General features: G+C 64.5%; 17 protein-coding genes. 14 read left to right on the top strand and 3 right to left on the bottom strand.

What is annotated here, in order from left to right:
• Window positions 1-10: 10 nt before the first annotated feature.
• Entirely contained in the window at window positions 11-1084 is a 1074-nt protein-coding gene (gene hisC / locus CGK74_RS01920; RefSeq protein ID WP_094266841.1) for a histidinol-phosphate transaminase, read from the bottom strand.
• Between the two features lie 158 nt (window positions 1085-1242).
• Here hisC and hisB point away from each other — a divergent pair, with 158 nt between their 5' ends.
• The 10 genes from hisB to tatC all read left to right on the top strand — a co-directional run bounded on the left by hisB (window position 1243) and on the right by tatC (window position 6789).
• Window positions 1243-1830, top strand: a complete 588-nt coding sequence (hisB, locus tag CGK74_RS01915) for an imidazoleglycerol-phosphate dehydratase HisB (protein WP_094266840.1) — start codon at window positions 1243-1245, stop codon at window positions 1828-1830.
• A gap of 61 nt (window positions 1831-1891) precedes the next feature.
• Window positions 1892-2530 (top strand): imidazole glycerol phosphate synthase subunit HisH, encoded by a 639-nt coding sequence (gene hisH, locus CGK74_RS01910; protein ID WP_094266839.1) that lies wholly within the window; start codon window positions 1892-1894, stop codon window positions 2528-2530.
• Window positions 2531-2576: 46 nt separating this feature from the next.
• Window positions 2577-3326 (top strand): 1-(5-phosphoribosyl)-5-[(5-phosphoribosylamino)methylideneamino]imidazole-4-carboxamide isomerase, encoded by a 750-nt coding sequence (gene hisA / locus CGK74_RS01905; RefSeq protein WP_094266838.1) that lies wholly within the window; start codon window positions 2577-2579, stop codon window positions 3324-3326.
• A gap of 22 nt (window positions 3327-3348) precedes the next feature.
• Window positions 3349-4107 carry an imidazole glycerol phosphate synthase subunit HisF gene (gene hisF / locus CGK74_RS01900; RefSeq protein ID WP_094266837.1) on the top strand — a complete coding sequence of 253 codons (759 nt, stop codon included), beginning with the start codon at window positions 3349-3351 and terminating at the stop codon, window positions 4105-4107.
• Window positions 4104-4499 (top strand): phosphoribosyl-AMP cyclohydrolase, encoded by a 396-nt coding sequence (hisI, locus tag CGK74_RS01895; protein ID WP_094266836.1) that lies wholly within the window; start codon window positions 4104-4106, stop codon window positions 4497-4499. Before hisF ends, hisI begins: the two co-directional genes overlap by 4 nt.
• Window positions 4496-4834 carry a phosphoribosyl-ATP diphosphatase gene (locus CGK74_RS01890; RefSeq protein WP_094266835.1) on the top strand — a complete coding sequence of 113 codons (339 nt, stop codon included), beginning with the start codon at window positions 4496-4498 and terminating at the stop codon, window positions 4832-4834. Before hisI ends, CGK74_RS01890 begins: the two co-directional genes overlap by 4 nt.
• On the top strand, window positions 4831-5178 hold the full coding sequence (locus tag CGK74_RS01885; protein WP_094266834.1) for a histidine triad nucleotide-binding protein: 348 nt from the start codon (window positions 4831-4833) through the stop codon (window positions 5176-5178). The genes CGK74_RS01890 and CGK74_RS01885 overlap by 4 nt, the downstream gene beginning before the upstream one ends.
• 10 nt (window positions 5179-5188) lie before the next feature.
• On the top strand, window positions 5189-5419 hold the full coding sequence (gene tatA / locus CGK74_RS01880; RefSeq protein WP_094266833.1) for a Sec-independent protein translocase subunit TatA: 231 nt from the start codon (window positions 5189-5191) through the stop codon (window positions 5417-5419).
• Between the two features lie 96 nt (window positions 5420-5515).
• Window positions 5516-5977: a Sec-independent protein translocase protein TatB gene (gene tatB, locus CGK74_RS01875; protein WP_094266832.1), complete on the top strand. Its 462-nt coding sequence runs from the start codon at window positions 5516-5518 to the stop codon at window positions 5975-5977.
• The gene (gene tatC, locus CGK74_RS01870; protein WP_094266831.1) at window positions 5974-6789 is read left to right on the top strand and encodes a twin-arginine translocase subunit TatC; all 816 of its coding nucleotides are present in this window, start codon (window positions 5974-5976) and stop codon (window positions 6787-6789) included. Before tatB ends, tatC begins: the two co-directional genes overlap by 4 nt.
• Window positions 6790-6861: 72 nt before the next feature.
• Here tatC and CGK74_RS01865 read toward each other — a convergent pair whose 3' ends face one another.
• Window positions 6862-8022, bottom strand: coding sequence for a Do family serine endopeptidase (locus CGK74_RS01865; RefSeq protein WP_094266830.1), 1161 nt, complete (start codon window positions 8020-8022; stop codon window positions 6862-6864).
• An 81-nt stretch (window positions 8023-8103) separates the two neighbouring features.
• Here CGK74_RS01865 and CGK74_RS01860 point away from each other — a divergent pair, with 81 nt between their 5' ends.
• Window positions 8104-8859, top strand: a complete 756-nt coding sequence (locus tag CGK74_RS01860; protein ID WP_094266829.1) for a Nif3-like dinuclear metal center hexameric protein — start codon at window positions 8104-8106, stop codon at window positions 8857-8859.
• Between the two features lie 19 nt (window positions 8860-8878).
• Here the strand turns inward: CGK74_RS01860 and CGK74_RS01855 are convergent, their stop codons facing one another.
• Window positions 8879-10759 (bottom strand): type IV pilus assembly protein FimV, encoded by a 1881-nt coding sequence (locus CGK74_RS01855; protein ID WP_133091754.1) that lies wholly within the window; start codon window positions 10757-10759, stop codon window positions 8879-8881.
• 245 nt (window positions 10760-11004) lie between these two features.
• Between CGK74_RS01855 and CGK74_RS01850 the strand changes: the two genes are divergently transcribed.
• The 3 genes from CGK74_RS01850 to sucD all read left to right on the top strand — a co-directional run bounded on the left by CGK74_RS01850 (window position 11005) and on the right by sucD (window position 13857).
• Window positions 11005-11559 (top strand): DUF2889 domain-containing protein, encoded by a 555-nt coding sequence (locus CGK74_RS01850; protein WP_094266827.1) that lies wholly within the window; start codon window positions 11005-11007, stop codon window positions 11557-11559.
• A 232-nt stretch (window positions 11560-11791) separates the two neighbouring features.
• Window positions 11792-12952, top strand: a complete 1161-nt coding sequence (gene sucC / locus CGK74_RS01845; protein WP_094266826.1) for an ADP-forming succinate--CoA ligase subunit beta — start codon at window positions 11792-11794, stop codon at window positions 12950-12952.
• Window positions 12953-12963: 11 nt separating this feature from the next.
• Window positions 12964-13857, top strand: a complete 894-nt coding sequence (gene sucD, locus CGK74_RS01840; protein WP_094266825.1) for a succinate--CoA ligase subunit alpha — start codon at window positions 12964-12966, stop codon at window positions 13855-13857.
• Window positions 13858-13909 lie beyond the last annotated feature (52 nt).

The following is a 13909-nucleotide window of genomic DNA, read 5'->3' as shown; positions in this document are numbered from 1 at the left end:
TCGATGTGTCTCAGCGGCCGAGAATGTCCTTCAGTGCCTCGACCAGGATGTCGCACTGTTCATCGGTACCGATCGTGATCCGCATGAACTGATCGATCCGTGCAGCCTTGAAGTGGCGCACGATGATCGCGCGCTTGCGCAGTTCGGCCGTCAACTCGGCTCCGTCACGCTGCGGATGGCTGGCGAAGATGAAATTCGCCGCTGACGGCAGCACCTCGAAGCCCAGCGCCCGCATGTCGGCGATCAGCTTCTCGCGCGTCGCGATGACCTTGCGACAACTCGCCTGGAAGAACGCCTCATCCTCTACCGACGCCACGGCGCCAGCGATCGCCAGCCGGTCGAGCGGATAGGAATTGAAGCTGTTCTTGACCCGCTCCAGCGCCTCGATCAGGTCAGCATGCCCCGCGGCAAAACCGACCCGCAGGCCCGCCAGCGAGCGGCTCTTCGAGAAGGTATGTACCACGAGCAGGTTGGGATACTTGTCGATCAGGCCGATGGCGCTCTCGCCCCCAAAGTCCACATAGGCCTCGTCCACCAGCACCACTGCGTCCGGGTTGCCGGCGACGATACGCTCGACTGCCTCCAGCGGCAGCAGACGACCGGTCGGGGCGTTGGGGTTGGGGAAGATGATCGCCCCCGGCTGTTCGCCGTCCTGCGGGAGGTAGTCCTCCACCCGGATCGAGAAGTCCTCCGCCAGCGGAATCGTGCGGTGTGGGATGTCGTACAGTCCGCAATAGACCGGATAGAAGCTGTAGCTGATGTCGGGGAACCGCAGCGGGCGATCCTGCTTCAGCAGCGCCATGAAAGCGTGCGCGAGCACCTCGTCCGAACCGTTGCCGACGAAGATCTGTTGCGGTTGCAGGCCGTGGCGCTGCGCGAGTGCGGCCTTGAGGGCGTCCGCATTCGGGTCGGGGTAGAGGCGCAGGGAGTCACCCGTCGCCGCGCGGATCGCCTCGAGCGCCTTGGGCGACGGGCCATAGGGGTGCTCGTTGGTGTTGAGCTTGACCAGGTTGTCGAGCTTGGGCTGTTCGCCCGGGACGTAGGGGGTCAGGCCGTGGACGACGGCGCTCCAGAAGCGGCTCATGGTTTTGTCTGCGATAGAAAGGCGAGCAGGGGATCGAGTGGCAGATCGGCAACGCGATAGCACGGCGACGGTCTACACCATAGGCTGCGCGTTGCAGTCAATTTGCCGGGCGATGTTATCATGGCCCGGACCTGTCACCCTTGAGCCATCAGCCAGTCATGCGGCAAGCCGAAGTTACTCGCAATACCCTCGAAACGAAGATCTCCGTGCGCATCGATCTCGATGGCACGGGCAAGGGCAAGCTCGATACGGGCGTGCCTTTCTTCGACCACATGCTCGACCAGATCGTCCGCCACGGCCTGATCGATCTCGACATCCACTGCGAGGGCGACACGCATATCGACGACCATCACACCGTCGAGGACGTCGGCATCACCCTGGGCCAGGCTTTTGCCAAGGCGATCGGCGACAAGAAGGGCTTGCGTCGCTATGGTCATGCCTACGTGCCGCTGGACGAGGCGCTGTCGCGCGTGGTGGTGGATTTTTCCGGCCGGCCCGGACTGCATTACTTCGTCGAATATACGCGTGCCCGCATCGGCAATTTCGATGTCGATCTGGCGCGCGAGTTCTTCCAGGGCTTCGTCAATCACGCGGGGGTCACGCTGCACATCGACAACCTGCGTGGCGACAACGCGCATCACCAGTGCGAGACCGTGTTCAAGGCTTTTGCCCGCGCGCTGCGCATGGCGGCCGAGGTCGACGAGCGTGCAGCCGGCACCATCCCCTCCACCAAGGGCGCGCTCTGAGCGAATTTTCCTCGCGATCGTCTTCGACGGCCGCCATCCTGTTCAATAGCGAGTCAAGCCGATGACCACTGTGGCCATCATCGATTACGGCATGGGCAACCTGCGCTCGGTCGCCAAGGCGATCGAGCACGTGGCGCCCGGTCACGACGTCTTCATCACCTCCGAGCCGGCGCGCGTTGCCGAAGCCGAGCGCGTGGTCTTTCCCGGCCAGGGTGCGATGCCCGACTGCATGCGCGAGCTCGAGGCGCGCGGACTGCGCCAGGCCGTTGTGGATGCGGCCGCAGGCAAGCCCTTTCTGGGTATCTGCATCGGTCAGCAGATGCTGTTCGAGCACAGTGCCGAGGGTGATGTCCCCGGGCTGGGTATCCTCGATGGTGACGTCGTGCGCTTTCCCGAGGCGAAAATGCTGGCGGCCGACGGTGGTCGGCTGAAGGTGCCGCACATGGGCTGGAACGAGGTCTGGCAGCGGGGCGCGCACCCGATGTGGGACGGCATCCCGGACGGCGAGCGTTTCTACTTCGTGCATAGCTACTTCGTTGCGCCGGCCGATCCGGCGCTCACCGCGGCCGAGACCGATTATGGCGTTCGCTTTACCAGTGCGGTAGCGCGGGCTAATATCTTCGCGGCCCAGTTCCACCCGGAAAAGAGCGCTGCGGCGGGACTCCGGCTGCTGGCCAACTTCATTCGCTGGCAGCCCTGAGCGCCGGCGCCATCCACCTCCCCGTTCCACTACTTCAGATACCGGTATGCTGCTCATTCCCGCCATCGACCTCAAGGACGGTCAGTGTGTTCGCCTCAAGCAGGGCGAAATGGACGACGCCACGGTGTTTTCCGAAGATCCCGGCGCCATGGCGCGCCATTGGATCGACGCCGGCGCCCGTCGCCTGCACCTGGTGGACCTGAACGGCGCCTTTGCCGGCAAGCCCAAGAACGGCGCTGCGATCCGTGCGATCACCGACGTGGTCGGCGACGATATTCCGGTGCAGTTGGGCGGCGGCATTCGCGACCTCGACACCATCGAGCATTATCTGGACAACGGCATCAGCTACGTGATCATCGGCACCGCCGCGGTGAAGAACCCGGGCTTCCTGCATGACGCCTGCGGTGCCTTCCCCGGACATATCATCGTGGGCCTCGACGCCAAGGACGGCAAGGTGGCGGTCGACGGCTGGTCCAAGCTCACCGGCCATGACGTCGTTGATCTGGCGAAGAAGTTCGAGGACTACGGCGTCGAGTCGGTGATCTACACCGATATCGGGCGTGACGGCATGCTGTCCGGCGTGAACATCGAAGCCACGGTACGACTGGCGCGTGCCCTGCGCATTCCGGTCATTGCCAGCGGAGGCGTCACCGACCTGCGCGATATCGATGCGCTGTGTGCGGTCGAGGACGAGGGCGTGATGGGCGCAATCACCGGACGGGCCATCTACGAAGGCACGCTCGACTTCGCTGCGGCCCAGGCTCGTGCCGACGAACTCAACGGGGTATCCGAATGACCCTCGCCGCCGAGCGCTGCTGATGCTGGCCAAACGCATCATTCCCTGCCTGGACGTGAGCGCCGGGCGCGTGGTCAAGGGTGTCAATTTCGTCGAACTGCGCGACGCGGGTGATCCGGTCGAGATCGCCCGTCGTTATGACGAGCAAGGCGCCGACGAACTGACCTTCCTCGACATCACGGCGAGTTCGGATGATCGCGACATCATCCTGCACGTGGTCGAGCAGGTCGCCGAACAGGTCTTCATTCCCCTCACCGTGGGCGGCGGCGTGCGCGTCGTCGACGACGTGCGCCGGCTGCTGAATGCCGGCGCGGACAAGGTCAGCATGAACACCGCGGCGGTCAATAACCCGCAACTGGTGCATGACGCCTCGAGCAAGGTCGGCAGTCAGTGCATCGTGGTGGCGATCGATGCCAAGCAGACGGCGCCGGGCAAGTGGGAGGTGTTCACCCACGGTGGCCGCAAGAATACCGGCCTCGATGCCATCGAGTGGGCTCGAAAGGTGGAGTCGCTGGGGGCGGGCGAGATCCTGCTGACCAGCATGGACCGTGACGGCACGAAGAGCGGCTTCGATCTCGCGCTGACGCGCGCGGTGTCGGATGCCGTGCGCATTCCGGTCATTGCTAGCGGTGGCGTTGGTACCCTCGAGCATCTGGCCGAGGGCGTATCCGAGGGCCGCGCTGATGCCGTTCTGGCTGCGAGCATCTTCCACTTCGGACAACACACGGTGCGCGAGGCCAAGGAGCTGATGCGCGCGCGCGGCATCGAGGTGAGGCTGTGAGCGAGAACACGCGCTGGCTCAACGAGGTCAAGTGGGACGAGCATGGCCTGGTTCCCGTGATCGCGCAGGAGGCGTCGAGCGGCGATGTGCTGATGTTCGCGTGGATGAACCGCGAGGCACTGCAGCGCACTGCCGAGACGGGCGAAGCCATCTACTGGTCACGTTCGCGGCGTAAGCTGTGGCACAAGGGCGAGGAGTCCGGCCATGTGCAGAAGGTGCTCGACATCCGCATCGACTGCGACAACGATGTGGTCTTGCTGAAGATCGAGCAGGTAGGCGGCATCGCCTGCCATACCGGGCGCCACAGCTGCTTCTTCCAGAAGTATTTCGCCGATGGCCGCTGGGAGGCCGTCGAACCGGTTTTGAAAGACCCGCAGGAGATCTACAAGTGATCGATATCGAAGTGCTGCGTCGCGTGTCGGATACCCTGGTTGCGCGCAAGAAGGCCGACCCCGATTCTTCCTACGTCTCCAGCCTGTACGCCAAGGGCACTGACACCATCTGCAAGAAGGTGGCAGAGGAAGCGGCGGAAACGATCATGGCTGCCAAGGACAAGGACATGCTGCACCTGGTCTGGGAAGTCACGGATCTGTGGTTTCACTCGATGGTGCTGCTTGCGCATCATGGGCTTTCGGTCGAGGACGTGCTGGCCGAGTTCCGCCGCCGTGAAGGCGTGTCGGGCATCGACGAGAAGAAGTCCCGCACGGCGCAGCAGGCAGGGTCATGAGCGACTGCATCTTCTGCCGTATCGTCCGCGGCGAGATTCCGTCGAAGAAGGTCTACGAGGACGAGCATGTCTTCGCCTTCCACGACATCAACCCGATTGCTCCCGTGCATGTGCTGGTGGTTCCGAAGGTGCACGTCGACTCGATGGCGCACCTGGATGAGGAACACGAGGCCGCCATGGGGCGTCTCATGGTTGCGGCGGGCAAAATTGCGCGCGAGCAGGGTTGTACGGATGGCTTCCGGACCATCGTGAATACCGGAAGGGTTGGGTTGCAGGAGGTGTATCATCTGCACCTTCACATTGTGGGTGGCCCCAATCCCCTGCCACCCATGTTGAAGCGTTAAGGAGAGCGGTATGGGTTCATTCAGCATCTGGCACTGGCTGATCGTGCTGGTCATCGTCCTGCTGGTGTTCGGGACGAAGAAGCTGCGCAACATCGGTTCGGATCTCGGTGGCGCGGTCAAGGGCTTCAAGGACGGCATGAAGGAAGGCGAGAACGCCACCGATGCCTCCCAGCAGAAGATCGCGGGCGGTCAGACGATCGAGGGTGAGGCGCGGGAGAAGGTCGACAAGACCGCTTCCTGAGCTTCGCGTCTCGAAGGAGGAGGGGCGCCCGCAAAGGAGCGCCCCTTCGTTTTCGTGCGGCATGCTCCGGCGTGACCGCATCTCAAGCGGCAGAACATGTTCGACTTCGGCTTTTCGGAACTCATCGTCATCGGCGTGGTGATGCTCGTCGTGGTCGGCCCCGAGCGGCTGCCCAAGGTCGCGCGCACGGCCGGCCATCTCCTCGGGCGTGTCCAGCGCTATGTGTCCGACGTCAAATCCGACATCCAGCGCGAGATGCAGCTCGACGAGCTGAAGAAGCTGCAGGAGCAGGTCAAGCAGCAGGCTCAGGAACTCGAGTCCTCGGTGCGCGCAGGGGCGGCCGGTGTCGAGTCCGAGGTAAACCGGACGGCGAACGAGGTTCGCTCGATGATGCCCGACGCGCCCGCGTCGGCGGCCAGTGCTGTTGCCGCGTCGCAACTGCTCGGACAGACGGCTTCCGCTACTGCAGCACCGGCCGATACGCAACTCGAACTCGGACTCGATGCCGCAGCCGGCCAGGCTGCGGCGGTCAGTGCGGCTGACAAGACCAAGGCATGAGCACTCAACAGGAAACCTTCATCTCCCACCTGATCGAGCTGCGCGATCGCCTGATCCGTGCATTGCTGGTCGTGGTGGTGGTCTTCGTCTGCCTGATGCCGTGGGCGGGTGATATCTACGACATCCTCGCCAAGCCGATGATGGACACCCTGCCTGAGGGCACGCACATGATCGCCACGGGCGTCGTGACGCCCTTCTTCGTGCCGGTGAAGGTCACCATGATGGTGGCCTTCGTGCTGGCCTTGCCGTGGGTGCTGTTCCAGGCTTGGGCCTTCATCGCACCCGGTCTCTATGCGCACGAGAAGCGCATGGCCTTGCCGCTGGTCGCGGGCAGCACGCTGCTCTTTCTCATCGGCATGGCCTTCTGCTACTTCTTCGTGTTCGGCATGGTGTTCAGCTTCATTGCCGAATTCGCGCCGAAGAGCATTGTTCCGGCGCCGGATATCGAGCAATACCTGTCCTTCGTGATGTCGATGTTCATCGCCTTCGGCGTGACATTCGAGGTGCCGGTGGCGGTCATCCTGCTCGTCAAGGCGGGCGTCGTCGACGTCGCCAAGCTCAAGGAGATGCGTCCCTACGTCATCGTTGGTGCGTTCGTGATCGCCGCGATCGTGACGCCGCCGGATGTGATCTCCCAGCTGATGCTCGCGATTCCGATGTGCCTTCTGTATGAACTGGGCATCATCCTCGCGCGCTGGATGTCGAAGCCGGTGCCCGCTGCGACTGAAAGTGCCTATGTTCCGCCGTCCATCGAGGATATGGACCGCGAACTCGACCAGATCGAAGCCAGCGAGCGCACCGACAAGGGCTGACGCCGGCGGGGTGGGTGTCGCGGCGGCGTTGTGTCGCAAGGCGATGCCCGATCATCCCGCCAAGGGCGGCTTTCAGCGGCTGGGTGCCGGTGTCGGGCGTCGACCCACTTCCACCGTCAGTTCGATTTCCCGCTCGCCGCGGCGCACGAGGAAACTTGCGCGGCGACCGGGCGGCAGGGCTGCCACCAGATCGAGCATGCCCTTTGGGTCGCGCACCGTTTCGCCACCGACGGCGATGAGCACGTCGCCCGGCTTGATGCCGGCGCGATCTGCAGGGCTGGCGCGCAGCACGCCGGCAATGAGCGCGCCGCGCGTGTCGGCAAGGCCGAACGATTCCGCCAACTCCGGCGTGATGTCCTGGATTTCCACCCCGACCCAGCCGCGCGTGACCTCGCCGGTGGCGACAATCTGCTCGAGAACATTGCGCGCGATCGATACCGGGATGGCGAAGCCAATGCCGAGCGAGCCGCCCGAGCGGGAATAGATGGCTGTGTTGATCCCCACCAGGTTGCCGCTGTTATCGACCAGGGCGCCGCCCGAATTGCCCGGGTTGATCGCAGCATCGGTCTGGATGTAGTTCTCGAAGGTGTTGATCCCGAGCTGGCTGCGACCCAGCGCCGACACAATGCCCATCGTGACGGTCTGGCCGACGCCGAACGGGTTGCCGATCGCCAGCACGACATCCCCGACCGTCAGGGCGTCGCTCGCGGCAAGCGTGATCACCGGCAACTGGCCATCGCTGTCGATCTTCAGCACCGCGAGGTCGGTTTCCGGGTCGCGCCCGATCAGCCGTGCGCCGAACTTGCGCCCGTCGTTGAGGGCGACCTCGATCTGGTCGGCGGTTTCGATGACATGATTGTTGGTGACGATGTAGCCGTCCGGGCTGACGATCACGCCCGAGCCCAGCCCGGATTGGCGCTGGGTGGGGCCACTGTTCGGCCGCTCGCCGAAGAAGTGGCGGAACACTGGATCGTCGAGCAGCGGGTGGCCTGGGGCGACACCGGCCTTGCTGGTGAAGATGTGGACGACCGCCGGCATTGAGCGCTGCGCCGCCGCCGCGTAGGAGCCCACCGCGGCGGGGCGTTCGCCCTCGGTGCTGGGCGCCTCGAGGATGGCTACCACCGATGCGGGCGCCGTGTCGCGCAGCCACTCGGGCTTGAGTGTGCTGAGGACGAAGAGCCCGGCGACGCTGATGGTCACGGCCTGGGCGAAGATGAGCCACAGACGGCGCATAATGATTGACTCTAAAGGCTGAGGATGTTCGGGCCTGCGCCACGAGGGTGCCTGTCGGGCCCGAAAAGGAATGGAGGGAGCATGCAACTCATCGAGCTCATCGAGCGTCTTGACGCCCTGCTCGACGCTTCACGCGTGAAGGATTATTGCCCAAACGGTTTGCAAGTGGAAGGACGCGCCGAGGTGCGCCGCGTGCTATGCGGCGTGACGGCGAGCCAGCCTTTGCTCGATCGTGCAGTCGTCGGCGGATATGACGCGGTGTTCGTGCATCACGGCTATTTCTGGAAAGGCGAGGACGGGCGGGTCAATGGCATCCGGCGCCAGCGGCTCAAGACCTTGCTTGTCAATGACATTAGCCTGATTGCCTATCATCTGCCGCTCGATCTGCATCCGGAACTCGGCAACAATGCCCAGCTGGGCCGGCTCATGGGGTGGCAGGCGGACGCGCGCTTCGCCGATCAGGAACTGGGCTGGCTCGGCCGTCCGGCCGAGTCCGCCGTGCCGGAGTCGGCCGAGCAACTTGCGCGCTCGATCGCCGCGCGACTCGGGCGCGATCCGCTGCTCGTCGGCGACGGTGCGCGCAAGGTGAGGCGAGTCGCCTGGTGTACCGGCGGCGCCCAGGGCTACTTCGAGCAGGCGATTGCAGCCGGTGCGGATCTCTACGTTTCGGGCGAGATCTCGGAGCAGACCGTTCATCTTGCGCGCGAATCCGGTGTGCCCTACATAGCGGCCGGCCATCATGCGACCGAGCGCTATGGTGCCCGCGCAATCGCGGCCTATCTCGACGACAGTCTCGGCCTCGAGGCCGACTTCATCGATCTGCCGAATCCCGTCTGAGCGGGGGCACCGACCTGCCTCAGGCAGGCGTCGGCGCTACGCGGAAGGGGCCGAGCTCATGTTCGAGCACCGCTGACAGCATCAGGATGTCGTCGATGACCGTAAACGGGAAGCCCGCGCGAGACCCGTCACGATTGTCGCGCAGCAGGTGCTGCAGGTAGGACTGGCACTCGCGGGTACCCCACAGCTGCTGCACGCGCGCGGCGATATGCGGCATGTCTTCCAGCCGTATGGCGTTGTGACGTACCGCATCGTAGTTGTCCCAGGTGACGGCGAGGACGTTGAAGGTCTTGTTCAGCTCGCGAGCGACGGCGCTGAAATCTTCCCGCAGGCCGGCGGCCCGATAGACCTCGAGCAATTTCAGCCAAGGGGTGACGGCCTGCTTCGGACTGCCGCGGACGAACTCGGCGAGCGTGTCGGCTGCGCCGTGCAGGCGACCGAAGCTCACCATGATCTCGGCAAGTTCGACGGCAGAACGGTGCTCCTCGCCCGCGTCGTCAACGGGGTGTTCGACCGCATAGCCGGCGGTCGGCAGCAGGGTCGAGGTGCTCCAGTCGATTCCTTCGTCGTAAGGCCTGGCCGGGGCTTGCGGAGTTGGCGCGACGCCTGCGGGCAGTTCGGTCTGTGCTTCGGCGGGGGCGGCGCTTTGTTGCTTGACGGGATAGGCGGCGTCGCGCGCCGGAAGCGGTTGAACGGTGTGTGCAGCGGTCAGCGTCTGGGGGGGCGTCTCGGGCGGGGCGGGGCGACGGCGACGCAGCACCATGGCGAGCGCCAGGGCCGCGATGGCCAGCCCTGCGATCAAATAGGTGTCGCGGTGGTCGGGACTGCTGGTGGTGGGTGCGCTTTCTGATGCGGTCGCGGGTGCGCTTGGTGCTGCAACCGGCGGGATCGCTTGCTGCGCGGCCTGGTCGAGTGCCGCGATGCGGGCCTGCAGCCGGTCACGTGCCTCTTCGAGCTCCTTGATGCGCGCCAGCAGTTCCATCTCCGCGATGATGCTGCGATCAACCGCTGCAGCAAGCTTGCGCTCACGTTCCAGCAGGTCGGAAGCCGTTGTGCCGGGCGCTTCGCCCGACGCCGGGGCCGTCGCGCCTGAGGGAACGCTTGCCGGCTTGTCGCCCTCGACGATCACGCGGTCGCGCGTGTCGATCTGTGCAGCCTGGGTCGGCGCAGCAGGCGTCCTCGGTGCCGAGGCGGGAGGCCTGGGGGCGGTGGTGCCCGGCGTTTTTGGCTGCGCTGCGCGCGGCTTGTCTGCCTTGCGGGCGGGTGCGCTGGCGGACAGCGTGCGCAGGTCGGGTACCGTCAGTGCGGTGCCATCGGGAAGGGGGCGGGACTGCGAGCCGGCCTGCTCGAAAAGGCCGGGGTTGGCCGCTGCCGTCGCGCGCATGAATCGGCGCCGTGCTGTTGCATCGTCCGGATACAGAGAATGCGCGAGCGACTCGAGCGACTCTCCGGGCGCGGTGGTCCATGTGCGCCCGGTGCTTGCGGCGCTCTTTGCGGGGGCTGGCGCCGAGGGTTGTTGCCGGGGCGAAGCGGGCGCTGCCGGGGTCGAGACCGGATAGGGCAGAAGCAGGGTGTATTCGCGCCGCAGGCGGTTCTCGCACACATCCTCCACCGCTATCTGGACGACGGGCTCATTGATCGCGCGGGAGGTGGTCACCGCAACCCGAGGGTTCGTGCCGCCGATCACTGTCAGGCGTGCGCCCGAGACCCAGGGCAAGTCACCTGCGCCGTCACCCGCGGCGCCGATGCGCAGGCAGTTCGCGGTCTCGCGGTCGAATCCGCCGATGATGCGGATCTCGGCGCGCAAGGGCTCGCCGATCGGTGACAGCGACACGACCTCGCCCAGCACGGCCGCGAGGGCACCGGTCGGTGAAGATATGAGGGCGGTGGCAAGTGCCACTGCCGTGGTTATCGGTGTTGTTCTCATTGTCCGCACTTCCGGCGGTTTGGATGCGATAGCCTGCTTTTAGCAGAGTCCGGCCCAGGCTTCCAGCACCTGCAGCATGGTTTTGTGCTGCGTTGCATGCGTAACGTGAACTATTGTGCACCGCGGCGGCGGTTGGCAAGCGCCCGTCCGACATCCCTTGTGGTGCCCGCAATCGGTTAAGATTGACGGCTCCATACGCCACCGTACGCGAAACGAAGATGCCGCTACCTGCTCCCACGGCGCCTCGTCGGCGCATTCACACTCGTCGCATCGAGATCGAAGGTTTCCTGCGAGAGGATGGCCTCTACGATCTCGAGGCGTCGCTGACCGACGTCAAGGATGTCGACTATCCCATCGCCTCGGGCATGCGTCCTGCGGGGGTGCCGGTGCATCTGATGCGGGTCCGCATCAGTTTCGATGTGGCATTCAATATCGTCGCGGCGGTTGCCTGTTCGGACGAGGTGCCTTACCCGGGCAACTGCGACACGATCGGTCCGAGTTATGCAAGGCTTGTGGGGCTCAACCTGGTGCGTGGCTTTCGGCGCACGGTCAATGAGATGTTCGGCGAGACGCTGGGTTGCTCGCACATGACCGAGATGCTGCAGTCGCTGCCTACTGCCGCCATCCAGACCGTCGCGACCTTCCGTCGCGACACGGATGACAGTGCCGGCAAACCGCCACAGCTCGATCACTGCCACGCGCTCGATACCGCAAGCGAAACCGTGCGGCGCTACTACCCAAAGTGGTACCGCGGGCAGGACGAGAGCGCCTGAACGGCGCATTGCGCGAGCGCTGTGCACTGCGCAAAACTGGTTATAATTATGGAGTCTTGCGGTAAACACGTACTCGTGCGTGACAGCCGGAAGTTCAGGCCGGCTTTCCGGCCGGCGGCGGTGGGTGGCGGTCGAGGGAGACGACGCCCGTCGCTGAGCATCTGCGCTCCTAAGCATGCCATCAACCTGTTCGCGGCGGGCTCGCCGCCGTGACTTCGATCGAAGGGCAACCATGAAGATTCATGAGTATCAGGCAAAAGAACTACTGAGGAAGTATGGCGTCGTGACGCCGCGTGGCTTCCATTGCGTTTCCGTCGATGCGGCGGTCAAGGCGGCCGAAGAGCTCGGCGGCAAGATCTGGGTGGTGAAGGCCCAGATTCACGCGGGTGGCCGTGGCAAGGGCGGCGGCGTCAAGCTGGCCCGCTCGCTCGACGAAGTGCGTCAACACGCCAACGATATCCTCGGCATGCAACTGGTCACCCACCAGACCGGCCCCGAAGGCCAGAAGGTGCGCAACCTGCTGATCGAGGAAGGCGCCGACATCCAGAAGGAATACTACGTCGCCGCGCTGACCGACCGCGCCACGCAGAAGGTCGCCATCATGGCCTCCTCCGAAGGCGGCATGGACATCGAGGAAGTCGCTCACAGCACCCCCGAGAAGATCCTCAAGGAGTTCGTTGATCCGCTCGTCGGCCTGACCGACGCGCAGGCCGAGAATCTGGCTCGCGGCATCGGCGTGCCCGAGGCTTCCGTGGCCAAGGCGGTCGACACGCTCAAGCGCCTGTACACCTGCTACATGGAAACCGATGCCTCGCTGGCGGAAATCAACCCGCTGATCCTGGAAGGCAACGGCAACATCAAGGCCCTGGACGCCAAGTTCAACTTCGATTCGAACGCGCTCTACCGTCACCCGGAGATCGTCGATTTCCGTGACTTCGACGAAGAAGACGCCGACGAAATCGAAGCCTCCAAGTTCGACCTCGCCTACATCAGCCTCGACGGCAACATCGGCTGCCTGGTGAACGGCGCCGGCCTGGCGATGGCCACCATGGACACGATCAAGCTGTTCGGCGCCGAGCCGGCCAACTTCCTCGACGTCGGCGGCGGCGCGACCACCGAGAAGGTCACCGAAGCCTTCAAGATCATGCTCAAGAACCCGAAGGTCAAGGGCATCCTGGTCAACATCTTCGGCGGCATCATGCGTTGCGACACCATCGCCACCGGCGTGGTCGCCGCGGCCAAGGAAGTTCACCTCTCCGTCCCGCTCGTGGTGCGCATGAAGGGCACCAACGAAGACCTCGGCAAGAAGATCCTCGCCGAATCGGGCCTGCCGATCATCACCGCCGACACCATGGCGGAAGCTGCGACCAAGATCGTCGCTGCGGTCAAGTAAGGAGAGTTTGAATGTCCATCCTGATCAACAAAGATACCAAGGTCATCACCCAGGGCATCACTGGCAAGACCGGTCAATTCCACACCGAGAAGTGCCAGGAATACGCCAACGGCAAGAACTGCTTCGTCGCCGGCGTGAATCCGAAGAAGGCGGGCGAGAAGATCTTCGACATCCCCATCTACGCCTCGGTCAAGGAAGCCGCTGCCGAAACCGGTGCCACCGTGTCGGTCATCTACGTGCCGCCCGCGGGCGCTGCCGACGCCATCTGGGAAGCCTGCGAAGCCGACCTCGACCTGGCGATCTGCATCACCGAAGGCATCCCGGTCCGCGACATGCTGGTCGTGCGCAACAAGATGAAGCAGAAGGTTGCCAAGGGTGGCAAGGAAACGCTGCTGCTCGGCCCCAACTGCCCCGGCCTGATCACGCCCGACGAGATCAAGATCGGCATCATGCCCGGCCACATCCACCGCAAGGGTCGTATCGGCGTCGTGTCGCGTTCCGGTACGCTGACCTATGAAGCCGTGGCGCAGCTGACCGAGATCGGTCTCGGCCAGTCGTCCGCGGTTGGTATCGGCGGCGACCCGATCAACGGCCTGAAGCACATCGACGTCATGCGCATGTTCAACGATGATCCGGACACCGACGCGGTGATCATGATCGGCGAGATCGGCGGTCCGGACGAAGCCGAAGCCGCGATGTGGTGCAAGGAAAACATGAAGAAGCCGATCGTCGGCTTCATCGCCGGCGTCACCGCCCCCGCAGGCAAGCGCATGGGCCACGCCGGTGCGCTGATCTCCGGCGGCGCCGACACCGCCGATGCCAAGCTCGCCATCATGGAGGAGTGCGGCTTCAAGGTGACGCGCAACCCGTCGGAAATGGGCAAGCTGCTGAAGGCGATGCTCTGATCCTGCCGCGTCGTTCGCGATCCGAGAAAGCGCCGGTACATCCGGCGCTTTT

Source organism: Thauera propionica, from assembly GCF_002245655.1.
Lineage (GTDB): Bacteria > Pseudomonadota > Gammaproteobacteria > Burkholderiales > Rhodocyclaceae > Thauera > Thauera propionica.
The sequence above is the reverse complement of the archived record's forward strand: the minus strand, read 5'-3'. Positions and strand labels throughout refer to the sequence as shown.

Excerpts from the sequence above, each read along its gene's own strand:
- hisC (WP_094266841.1), bottom strand. The coding sequence starts at position 1,084 with ATGAGCCGCTTCTGGAGCGCCGTCGTCCACGGCCTGACCCCCTACGTC.
- hisB (WP_094266840.1), top strand. The coding sequence starts at position 1,243 with ATGCGGCAAGCCGAAGTTACTCGCAATACCCTCGAAACGAAGATCTCC.
- hisH (WP_094266839.1), top strand. The coding sequence starts at position 1,892 with ATGACCACTGTGGCCATCATCGATTACGGCATGGGCAACCTGCGCTCG.
- hisA (WP_094266838.1), top strand. The coding sequence starts at position 2,577 with ATGCTGCTCATTCCCGCCATCGACCTCAAGGACGGTCAGTGTGTTCGC.
- hisF (WP_094266837.1), top strand. The coding sequence starts at position 3,349 with ATGCTGGCCAAACGCATCATTCCCTGCCTGGACGTGAGCGCCGGGCGC.
- CGK74_RS01885 (WP_094266834.1), top strand. The coding sequence starts at position 4,831 with ATGAGCGACTGCATCTTCTGCCGTATCGTCCGCGGCGAGATTCCGTCG.
- tatA (WP_094266833.1), top strand. The coding sequence starts at position 5,189 with ATGGGTTCATTCAGCATCTGGCACTGGCTGATCGTGCTGGTCATCGTC.
- tatB (WP_094266832.1), top strand. The coding sequence starts at position 5,516 with ATGTTCGACTTCGGCTTTTCGGAACTCATCGTCATCGGCGTGGTGATG.
- tatC (WP_094266831.1), top strand. The coding sequence starts at position 5,974 with ATGAGCACTCAACAGGAAACCTTCATCTCCCACCTGATCGAGCTGCGC.
- CGK74_RS01865 (WP_094266830.1), bottom strand. The coding sequence starts at position 8,022 with ATGCGCCGTCTGTGGCTCATCTTCGCCCAGGCCGTGACCATCAGCGTC.
- CGK74_RS01860 (WP_094266829.1), top strand. The coding sequence starts at position 8,104 with ATGCAACTCATCGAGCTCATCGAGCGTCTTGACGCCCTGCTCGACGCT.
- CGK74_RS01850 (WP_094266827.1), top strand. The coding sequence starts at position 11,005 with ATGCCGCTACCTGCTCCCACGGCGCCTCGTCGGCGCATTCACACTCGT.
- sucC (WP_094266826.1), top strand. The coding sequence starts at position 11,792 with ATGAAGATTCATGAGTATCAGGCAAAAGAACTACTGAGGAAGTATGGC.
- sucD (WP_094266825.1), top strand. The coding sequence starts at position 12,964 with ATGTCCATCCTGATCAACAAAGATACCAAGGTCATCACCCAGGGCATC.